We start from the raw sequence: 9,025 nt of genomic DNA on the forward strand, positions 1-9,025 counted from the left end.
GATGTCGTTACTTTGATGACTCGATATCCTATCCGAGAGACTGGCTTGCTAAACACCATAGCTAAGAAACTCGGTTTTCCTGATAGAAAAAGATACGAGTTAAATGTGAGAAACATCATCAGAACCCATAGTTCAGCCCAATCATTGCTCAAACCTCTACTTGGCGGCTTGCACGAAGCTATTTCCCCCACGTGAGACTAAACAACCTATATGGGGTCCGCTTGGAAAACGGAAAAAAATCCTACGTTAAGCCTGTTTTTTAAGCAGGCATAACAGGCAGCTTTGAGCGAAGAGCGGACCTTACAATCAGATCGAGTTAACAGGGCGGCACATGGATAGCCAAGTGCCAAACTCAGCTTTCCCCACCCTGTTTAGTTTTAGCCGTCAGCTGGTATCTGTCTATCAGCGATGTTTTCGTTCATGTTCGATTAGCCATTCTTTGCGCGCGATGCCCCCGCCGTAACCGGTCATCGAACCATCTTTGCCGATGACTCTGTGGCAAGGAATAACTATAGCTATTCGGTTTGCTCCATTTGCGGCGGCCACCGCGCGTACTGCGTTAGGTTTTCCAATCAGCCCGGAAAGAGCTTGATAGTGTGACGTTTGTCCATAAGGAACAGCACTTAGCCCCTGCCAGACGGAGCGTTGAAAATCACTGCCTGGAGCATCGAGCGTGAGCTCAAACTGTTGTCGCGTTCCGGAAAAATATTCACTAATTTCTTTTTCCGCTTGTCGGGTATGGTTATTCTCCCCTGACATTATTCGAGCATTCAGCAAACGTTGGAGATCACGGAATTCCGTCTCCAGCATTCGGCGGTCGGTAAACTCCAGCAGGCAAACTCCACGTTCCGTAGCACAGACGAACATTGGGCCTAGGGTCGTGGTAAATCGTTGAATTATAATTATCTGAGTCTGCTTTGTTGGAACAACACCCGTAAGTCGCTTATAGGTATAAGCAAAACCACTCAATGATTCGTAGCCATTATCAAAAGCCACATCGGTGGCTGCGGACCCACCTTTTAGCTCCTGAAGTGCGATATTCACCCGCTGCATTCGTTGAAATGCCTGGAAGGTAATACCGTGGTTTTGTAGAAACCAGCGTCGTACCCGCTCGGGGCTGATATCGTGCTTACGTAGCGCAGTGTCGCTTATTCGTGTTTTAGGGTTAGCGCGCACGAGTTCAAGTGCTTGTTCGATAAAAAACGGAGCTGTGTGCGCATTTTCAGTGGGTCGGCACACTTTGCAGGGGCGAAAACCTGCATCTAGAGCAGATTTAAAATCTTTATAGAACTCGACATTCTCACGTTTTGGTTTCCTCGCCCGACATACCGAAATACAAAATACCCCCGTTGTTTTGACACCAACGAAAAACACCCCTGTATACTCCGAAGCGCGCTCAAGTAATGCCTGATACCAGACATTGCACTGGGCATTATCGAGAACTTTCATCAATGAAAACTCCTGCAAATGTTTGCTGCGACTGGATAAGTAGCATTAAATCTTTAAGTTTCGATTGAATGGCTGAATGAACGAAATTTCCCATAGAAATGCGACTTACACCCATTTTCCCCAGCCTTTCGAACGTGGGAAGATCTGGCATACACATGACGTTTAATGGAATATTAAGCTCTTTGGAAAAGGTCTCAATATCTTTTTCTGACGTCAGACATGGGACAAAAAGCCCGTTTGCCCCCGATGCTTCATAAAGTCGGCCACGTAAAAGCGTTTCCTGTAAAGCATGTTCATGATTAAGCAGGTATGTATCAGTACGGATATTAAGAAATAGTTGATAACTCTCGTTGTTCAACGCATCGCGAATCTCTTTTAATTGACTGGAAAATGCAACCGCATCATCAAGTTTTCTGACACCGTTAACAACTCTGCTGTCCTCAAGATTTATACCAACAACTCCAAGCTGCGCGAGACGTTTAAGATTGGTCGTTATCTCATCAGTTGTGCCACCAAATCCCGCTTCTACATCAACACTTAATGGTAGGCTACTGACGGATTGGATACGTGTGACAATGTAGAGCAATTCATCAAAAGACATTGCTTCTCCATCTTCGTAACCTAACGTTGCGGCAATCGCTGCACTTGAAGTACCCATGGCCTGATAGCCCGACTGGTGCGCCATAATTGCACTAGCAGCATCCCAGACATTGGCGATGAGTAATGGTTTGTTTTGATGGTGAAGTTCCGTGAAGTTCATGATTATCTCCTTTAATAAAGTACAGGATGAATCTAGAACATCCGATGAAACACTCACAACCGAAAATTAGACGACCATTTTTTTAAACCGCTATAAGAACTGATCTGCTCGCTTTTGATTAACATAGCTGGTGCTAGAACGTCCGCTCCTGGCACAGGGCTACAGTTGCAGCCCTGACAATCTTAGACTTCAATCGACTCAGAGATCTCCAACGCATCATCGACTTCAATCCCCAGATAGCGAACCGTACTCTCCAGTTTCTTATGGCCTAACAGGAGTTGAATCACACAAAGATTCTTGGTTTTCTTATATATCAGGTAAGGTTTTGTTCTTCTCATGGAATGTGTGCTGTACAGCGAATCATCGAGACTGAGCTTTCCAATCCATCCATGAAAAATGCGGTTGTATTGCCGGGTTGATATGTGTTGGCAAGTACCGACCCGAGACCGGAATAGGAAGTCTTTACTGTGCAAATTACCAAGCTTTATCAATGCAGTAACAGCTTCTCTTGTCCCTTTGGTTATCTCAAATTGGACAGGGCTACCGGTCTTTTGTTGTAACACCGTTGCTCTGCTTGAAACAGAACCGCTACCCCATCGAGTAACCATGGCATGGCCGATTTCCAGGATCGTCGGCCGTTAGTCATTACTGCTGACGCCGTTCATGAATGGCTCAGCGCCAGTATCACGCCTCAGCGTGCAGAAGAAATTGCTCATGACGCAGCTGTTCCAGAGAAGGACTTTTTCTGACATCCGGTCAGCAAGAAAGTGGGTAATATACACAATCAGGACAAAGAGCTGATTCTGCCGGCTGGCGGTAGTAATGACTGAATTTCTTACTGCTATTTTTCTGTGAAAAAAACATTTAGCGTCAAAGCCCAATAACGCCGCCTCATAAGGTTTTAAACCAGTTTACGAGGCGACCAACATTCTACACCTAGAGTAAAAATTATAATTTACCAGGGGCCATGCTCAGCACTCATTCATTCAAATTAATTACCACTTTCCCGACATGGTTGGCGGAATGAAGGTAACGATAAGCATCCTGAGTTTCAGCGAAAGAAAAAACACGGTCGATTTCAGGCTCGATCGCGGCTGTTTCAATCGCCCTGACCGCACCGCGTAAATCCGAAGTCGAGCCAGTATTATTGCCCACGATATTCAACATCTTCTGCATAATCGGCAGCACCGACACGTTTAACTCTGCACCGCCAACAAAGCCAATCACAAAAATCGTTCCGTTGTAGGCGGCGGCACTGACAGATTTTGCAAAGGTCGAGGCACCCACCGATTCAAGTACCAGGTCTGCGCCATGACCGTTCGTCAGCTTGAGGACCCTGCTATCCCACTCTGGCTCTTCGCGATAGTTAATACCTTCATCCGCCCCCAGATCTTTCACCCTGCTCAGCTTCTCGTTGGAAGAGGAAAGAATTATCACCCGGGCGCCTGCAGCTTTGGCGAATTGCAGCGCAAACAGACTCACGCCACCGGTGCCAAGCAGCAAAACGGTACTGCCGGGTTGAATTTTTCCCCGTACGATGGCGTTCCATGCAGTAGTGGCAGCAACTGGTAACGTCGCTGCCTGCTGCCAGCTAAGGGAATCAGGGATACGCACCAGCGACGCTGCGGGGACAACGGCGTATTGCGCCAGCCCCCCATTGGCAGTAACTCCGCGCAATGCGTGAAGATGTTTGGGGCGTATCACTCCGGCATGCCAACTGTACATCATCCCTGGCACCACCCGTTCGCCAGTTTGCCAACTGCTCACACCTGCACCCAGCTCAACAATTTCTCCAGCGCTGTCTGCACCTGGAATAATCGGCTGTGCAATGGCACCAAACTTACCTGTAGCCAGTGCCAAATCAAGGTAGTTAAGACTCACGGCATGTTGACGAATCACCACCTCACCATAGTCCGGCTTTGGGTACGGTAGTTCGCAGATGTTAAGGCTGTCGATCGTTGGAGCAGTTAATTGAATGGCTTGCATAGCGTTCTCCTGTTTACTTGATACAGCCAGTATGTGATAAAAATAGGCGCTATAATCACTCTAAAAACCAATTATCTGTTGCACTGGGAGCAATAATGCAGGATGACGATTTTCGCCAACGTGAAGCTTTCCTGGCGGTAGTGCGCGCTGGAAGCTTTAGCGCAGGTGCACGAGCGCTGGGGCGTGATGTATCCGTAATTTCCCGTCGTATCGCTGCGTTAGAGAAACGGCTTGGTATTCGCCTGATCGAACGTACCACGCGTCGCATCCGGCCAACTGAAGAGGGCCTGCGCTATCGACAAAAAATTGACCTGGCAAATGACCTGCTGCGTGAAGCGGAAGAGGAAGCACGTGCTTTGGCAGGTACCATTCGGTTAACGGTGCCCGCATCCTTTGGCCGATATTGGGTAGCACAAGCGTTACCTGGCTTTTTACAGGCCTATCCCGATATCCGCTTAGTACTGCACTGCACTGATCGTTACGTAGATTTGCTGGGTGATAATTACGATATGGCGATACGTATCGGTGTCCTTTCAGATAGCCGGCTCATTGCGCGTAAGCTGGCGGATACCAGTCGCATATTGTGCGTTGCGCCGGCATATCAGGAGCTACATCCGGCGTTAACGCATCCACAGGAACTTCGTAAACACGATTGCCTCGGATTTACACCAATGCACAGTTGGCCTGAATGGCGACTGGAAAAAGACGGCCTACAGATAAATGTACCGGTGCAAACACGTTATGAGAGTGATGAGATGGAGGCACTGATACTGGCCGCTAAGTCCGGCATGGGTGTGTTGCTTGCGGCCAACTGGCTGGTACATCAAGAACTTGCAGAGGGTTCGTTAGTACCGGTGCTGGCGGATTGGCAGGCGACAGGCGAAGATGGTGTATGGTTGATTAAGCCTTCAAGCCAGTTACAGTCAGCCAAGATCAGCGCGTTAACTGAGTGGCTGGTTACGTGGTTTGCTGTTCCACGTTGGTAGAAGTAGAGGTACGCGCACAGGACTATATCAATAAAATCCATTCCAGGGATTTGAAGTCCAGTCATGTAAAAAACATGCCCTTCTTCTTTGGAAACTTGCCGGCACAGGAACGCCACTGATAATCAATTGGTTATGCCATTATCGTACGTTATCGTTCCATTGGCCCTCAAATCCCTGAATCGATTGGACAGGGCTACCGGTTTTCTGTTGCAACACCGTTGCTCTGCTTGAAACAGAACTACCATATGCAACATCTGATACTTTGAGTTTGACCAGATCGCAGCCCCGTAGCTTACTGTCCAAAGCCATGTTGAACAGAACCAGATCACGCGTTTTACCTTCCAGCTCAAGTCTGATGCGGATCCCCCAGATATGAGATATCTGAAGTGGTCTTTTTTGACCGATGATACAGTCTTTGTTCCACGGTGACGTTTTCATACTCAAATCTCCTACGATGTGAGAGATTTGAGTATGGTTGTCCTGCAAGAGCGAATAGCGGACTATTTCCCGCCCGGAGTCCTGAAGGTCACGCACATTGCTGCACGCCGCGCCGGATTGAAACCTTTCGCGATTTCATCAGCGTTCAGGCTTACAAGATGTGGTGGTCGTGCGAGACCTTCCACAATTTTAAAACCTAATGTGCCGTAAAATCTGGCATTGAAAGCAACCATGTTGTCTGTTGTCAGCGTGGCACCAGTCAGACCGCGCTGCTGCCCGATACAGAGCAGTGTCTGCATAAGTCGTCTGCCGATACCATGGCGTTGCCAGCCCGGATGCACATCAATTTCAGCAATGTGCAGCCATATATCTTCAACTTTGCCTGCGACAAACCCTACAGGAACAGAATCAGACGTATAGGCCGTGAGCAGCAGACCGTTACGACTGAATTCGCTTAATTCCTCCAGACTACTTGCGCCCGCCTCGCCTGTTACCGCACCTGCATTACGCAATGTTTCAAAAGCAGCCAGTTCAATAGCGCGTAGCATGCCAAAGTGCTCAGGGTGTGCGGGACTGATAGTGAAATCCATGACTTGGTTCTCCATGAGTGATGTCATAATTTTTATGGTCTTTAATTCGCTATGAGCTGGAAACAGGCGTGAATGCCAAGGTAACGTACCGTGCTTTCCAGTTTCTTATGGCCCAGCAATCGCTGAATTACACGAAGATTCTTTGTTTTCTGGTAGAGCAAATACGGGCAGTATGGATGCTATCTGAAACAATAATAAATAAGGGATTTTAATGTTCCGAAAATCGACTCTGATAACTTTACCCCTGCTGATGACGTCTGTATTCCTGCTGACAGGATGCCCCCCAGCACCGGATCTAACACAGTGGCAGCGTCCTGATACGGATATCGACGGCGTGCGCGTCGCGATGGGTAAATGCGGCGTGCAACTCCCCGGCTCCGATATTCCCAAAACGGATAATGAGTCCGTTCTGTATTACCAATGCATGGAGAATATGGGCTTTACCCGTAAAGACGGATTCAAAATTTGCAGCGTTCGTATTTACCACGATACACCAGCCTGCCTCAAGCAAGAACAGGGGTATCCCTTGAGTCAGAGTCAGCTAGAAGCGCTGCCTTTTGTCGCAGACAGAGGGTTTCATCCGATTAAGCCGGATTCCGGCGTGAGCAAATCTTCCTTGATTACCTGGCGTAAAGTGGGAGCCTCGCTGCATTTTTCTCATGAAGTTGAAAACGACAAGCAAGCACTGGCGGTGATGTATCAATGCGGTTATCCGCAACCGTTGGGTTCGACGCCTTACGTGCCGACGCTGCGCAAAGCCGCTAATATTCAACGATGCATGCTGGATAAAGGTTTCGAGCCGAAAAACAAACTCAATCTAGTATGCCGCAATTACCCGCAGGTCACTGACTGCCCAAAACAACACTCTTCCCCCTGAACTAACCCTGAAGAAGCTGTATAGACACTGTCGTTATCTCCCCCATATATGATCTCTGAGGAAGTTTTTTTGGCCGATGATGGGATTTTCCACGACGACATATTCATAATCAAACCTCCTCCAATGATTATGTTGGTCTCTCAAGAGCGAGGATCGGACATAATTGATCTGCCCCAATCCAGATAGGGGTACCGTTATTTTCTCTTAGGTTCCCAGACGCATGTGATGCCGCAAACCTTTTCGATGAACGCACAAAGAGCTGCCGCACCTTCTTCAATCGTGTTGTAAGGCTCCGAACCGTAAATTTCGTTTTTCCCGTTGAACCAACTACGATGTTCTGGACGTATATCAACTGAAGTGAAGCGTTTCAGACTATCTGGGCTGGTACGAATCCGAAAACCACCATTTTTGTCGCGCTGAAGCATATGTACACCAGTGGTATTGTTACCTTTAGTGTTAGCAAGATTGACCATTTTCGATTCCTATTTGGATTAAGATGCTTCTGAGGATAAACACACCACTAATCGTTGTATTTGCTCAACGGGGACCCGAATTTAACGATATTTAGATAATTTTTATAAGCCATCGAGTCGAGAGTTACCAGATAACAGGTTGGTGAACTTTAGCAAAACCAGCATCGCTATAACGAATTACATCACGTGGAGCGATACTTTCAGCCCACCTGTGACCAGAACAACAGGTAATACCCGTTTAAATAAGATCGGGGATACTCCGGGTGGCATCGTAATAGATACTTTTGCTTTCAGAACGGGCTGGTATTATGGGCTTTGACCCACTCTTCACTGATGGGATGAACAAAATGCAACTCACTGGCGTGCAACATCAGCCGTGGAGTCTGTTCGGTACCTGGCAGCAGGCGACCGCCATACAGGTCACAGCCCAAAATGGGATGGCCCAACTGCTGACAGTGGATGCGGAGTTGATGAGTACGCCCGGTTTCCGGGGTTAGCTGTACCCGCGTTAATGGCAGTAACGTCCCATCTTCCAACTCATAATAAAAGCGCTCCACGACCCGATAGTAGGAGCGAGCCGGTTTGCCGTGGATTGGGCAAATCGACATCAGCGGGAACAGTGCCGGGTCTTTGGCAATCGCTGCGTCTATCATCCCTTCGTTGTTGTCCAGATGTCCGCAGAGCAGTGTGCTGTACACTTTGGTCACTGTGCGCTGGCTGAACTGTTGACAGAGGGCGGCATTTATAGCCTTATTGCGGGCAATCACCATCAGCCCGGAAGTACCAAAATCCAGGCGATGAACCAGGGTACAGCCGGGGAATATCTGTACTAACCGATGATGCACCGAATCCAGATTTTGCGGATTTTTCCCCGAGAGGCTAAGCAGCCCAGCAGGTTTATTGATAAGTACCAGGTGATCGTCCTGATAGAGAATCTCTATCTTGTCATGACACGGCGGGGCAATAAAGGTATCGATTATCTTAGACATCAGGCTACCCGGATGAAGAGTGGGAGCGGATGATACCGAATTTTAAACCGACTGGCGAATCCTGAGAACAGGCCCCACCAGCCTCTGATAACCCCTCCAAACTCAAGTAATACCGTGATCAGGTCCTGCAACCTGGAACAGACTCAAAAATTACAGGTATAATCCCACAAATTATTCAACTGGTTTAGGACCGAAGATGACAAAACTCACCTTACAAGAGCAGATGCTAAAAGCTGGATTAGTGACCAGCAAAAAAATGGCCAAAGTCCAAAGAACAGCTAAGAAATCACGAGCTCAGGCTCGTGAGGCAAGAGAGGCTGTGGATGAAAATAAAAAAGAACAACTTGAGCGTGATAAACAGCTAAGCGAACAACAAAAACAAGCGGCTTTATCTAAAGAGTATAAAGCTCAGGTGAAACAGCTCATTGAAATGAACAGAATCGATATTTCAAAAGGCAATATTGGTTTTAACTTCAC

At 47.8% G+C, this 9,025-nt stretch carries 9 protein-coding genes and 3 pseudogenes; 4 read left to right on the plus strand and 8 right to left on the minus strand.

Translation table 11 applies throughout. From position 1 onward, the window contains the following. A pseudogene (locus tag V1952_RS17060) lies at positions 1–195 on the plus strand (hypothetical protein); the annotation flags it as partial. A 207-nt stretch (positions 196–402) separates the two neighbouring features. Here V1952_RS17060 and V1952_RS17065 read toward each other — a convergent pair. From V1952_RS17065 to V1952_RS17080, 4 genes and pseudogenes are all read right to left on the minus strand, one after another. Further along, a complete protein-coding gene (locus V1952_RS17065) occupies positions 403–1,449 on the minus strand; it encodes a bifunctional transcriptional activator/DNA repair enzyme AdaA (protein WP_420075176.1) in 1,047 nt (348 codons plus the stop codon). Continuing rightward, complete coding sequence (locus V1952_RS17070) at positions 1,433–2,209, minus strand: isocitrate lyase/PEP mutase family protein (protein ID WP_372558883.1); 777 nt, start codon at positions 2,207–2,209, stop codon at positions 1,433–1,435. The genes V1952_RS17065 and V1952_RS17070 overlap by 17 nt, the downstream gene beginning before the upstream one ends. A gap of 182 nt (positions 2,210–2,391) precedes the next feature. Further along, positions 2,392–2,793 (minus strand): annotated as a pseudogene (locus V1952_RS17075) (tyrosine-type recombinase/integrase); the annotation flags it as partial. Positions 2,794–3,187: 394 nt separating this feature from the next. Next, entirely contained in the window at positions 3,188–4,195 is a 1,008-nt protein-coding gene (locus tag V1952_RS17080) for a zinc-dependent alcohol dehydrogenase family protein (RefSeq protein WP_420075177.1), read from the minus strand. A gap of 95 nt (positions 4,196–4,290) precedes the next feature. On the opposite strand from V1952_RS17080, the gene V1952_RS17085 reads away from it, so the two are divergent. Continuing rightward, positions 4,291–5,181: a LysR family transcriptional regulator gene (locus V1952_RS17085; protein WP_420075178.1), complete on the plus strand. Its 891-nt coding sequence runs from the start codon at positions 4,291–4,293 to the stop codon at positions 5,179–5,181. 183 nt (positions 5,182–5,364) lie between these two features. Here V1952_RS17085 and V1952_RS17090 read toward each other — a convergent pair. Continuing rightward, a pseudogene (locus V1952_RS17090) lies at positions 5,365–5,619 on the minus strand (integrase); the annotation flags it as partial. Between the two features lie 62 nt (positions 5,620–5,681). Continuing rightward, a complete protein-coding gene (locus V1952_RS17095; RefSeq protein WP_420075179.1) occupies positions 5,682–6,236 on the minus strand; it encodes a GNAT family N-acetyltransferase in 555 nt (184 codons plus the stop codon). Between the two features lie 184 nt (positions 6,237–6,420). Here V1952_RS17095 and V1952_RS17100 point away from each other — a divergent pair, with 184 nt between their 5' ends. Continuing rightward, positions 6,421–7,086: a hypothetical protein gene (locus V1952_RS17100; protein ID WP_420075180.1), complete on the plus strand. Its 666-nt coding sequence runs from the start codon at positions 6,421–6,423 to the stop codon at positions 7,084–7,086. Positions 7,087–7,280: 194 nt separating this feature from the next. On the opposite strand, the gene V1952_RS17105 is transcribed toward V1952_RS17100, so the two are convergent. Together V1952_RS17105 and V1952_RS17110 are read right to left on the minus strand one after the other, a co-directional pair. Next, positions 7,281–7,559: a hypothetical protein gene (locus V1952_RS17105; RefSeq protein WP_372558878.1), complete on the minus strand. Its 279-nt coding sequence runs from the start codon at positions 7,557–7,559 to the stop codon at positions 7,281–7,283. Between the two features lie 290 nt (positions 7,560–7,849). Continuing rightward, complete coding sequence (locus V1952_RS17110) at positions 7,850–8,548, minus strand: RluA family pseudouridine synthase (protein WP_420075181.1); 699 nt, start codon at positions 8,546–8,548, stop codon at positions 7,850–7,852. A gap of 196 nt (positions 8,549–8,744) precedes the next feature. On the opposite strand from V1952_RS17110, the gene V1952_RS17115 reads away from it, so the two are divergent. Then, on the plus strand, positions 8,745–9,025 hold a 281-nt coding region (locus V1952_RS17115), incomplete at its 3' end, for a DUF2058 family protein (RefSeq protein WP_420073105.1).

Origin of the sequence: Yersinia sp. 2542 StPb PI (assembly GCF_048593855.1) — a bacterium.
GTDB lineage: Bacteria > Pseudomonadota > Gammaproteobacteria > Enterobacterales > Enterobacteriaceae > Yersinia > Yersinia enterocolitica_E.

Coding starts and splice junctions, on each gene's coding strand:
- V1952_RS17070 (WP_372558883.1), bottom strand. CDS start 2,209: ATGAACTTCACGGAACTTCACCATCAAAACAAACCATTACTCATCGCC.
- V1952_RS17080 (WP_420075177.1), bottom strand. CDS start 4,195: ATGCAAGCCATTCAATTAACTGCTCCAACGATCGACAGCCTTAACATC.
- V1952_RS17095 (WP_420075179.1), bottom strand. CDS start 6,236: ATGACATCACTCATGGAGAACCAAGTCATGGATTTCACTATCAGTCCC.
- V1952_RS17065 (WP_420075176.1), bottom strand. CDS start 1,449: ATGAAAGTTCTCGATAATGCCCAGTGCAATGTCTGGTATCAGGCATTA.
- V1952_RS17085 (WP_420075178.1), top strand. CDS start 4,291: ATGCAGGATGACGATTTTCGCCAACGTGAAGCTTTCCTGGCGGTAGTG.
- V1952_RS17100 (WP_420075180.1), top strand. CDS start 6,421: ATGTTCCGAAAATCGACTCTGATAACTTTACCCCTGCTGATGACGTCT.
- V1952_RS17105 (WP_372558878.1), bottom strand. CDS start 7,559: ATGGTCAATCTTGCTAACACTAAAGGTAACAATACCACTGGTGTACAT.
- V1952_RS17110 (WP_420075181.1), bottom strand. CDS start 8,548: ATGTCTAAGATAATCGATACCTTTATTGCCCCGCCGTGTCATGACAAG.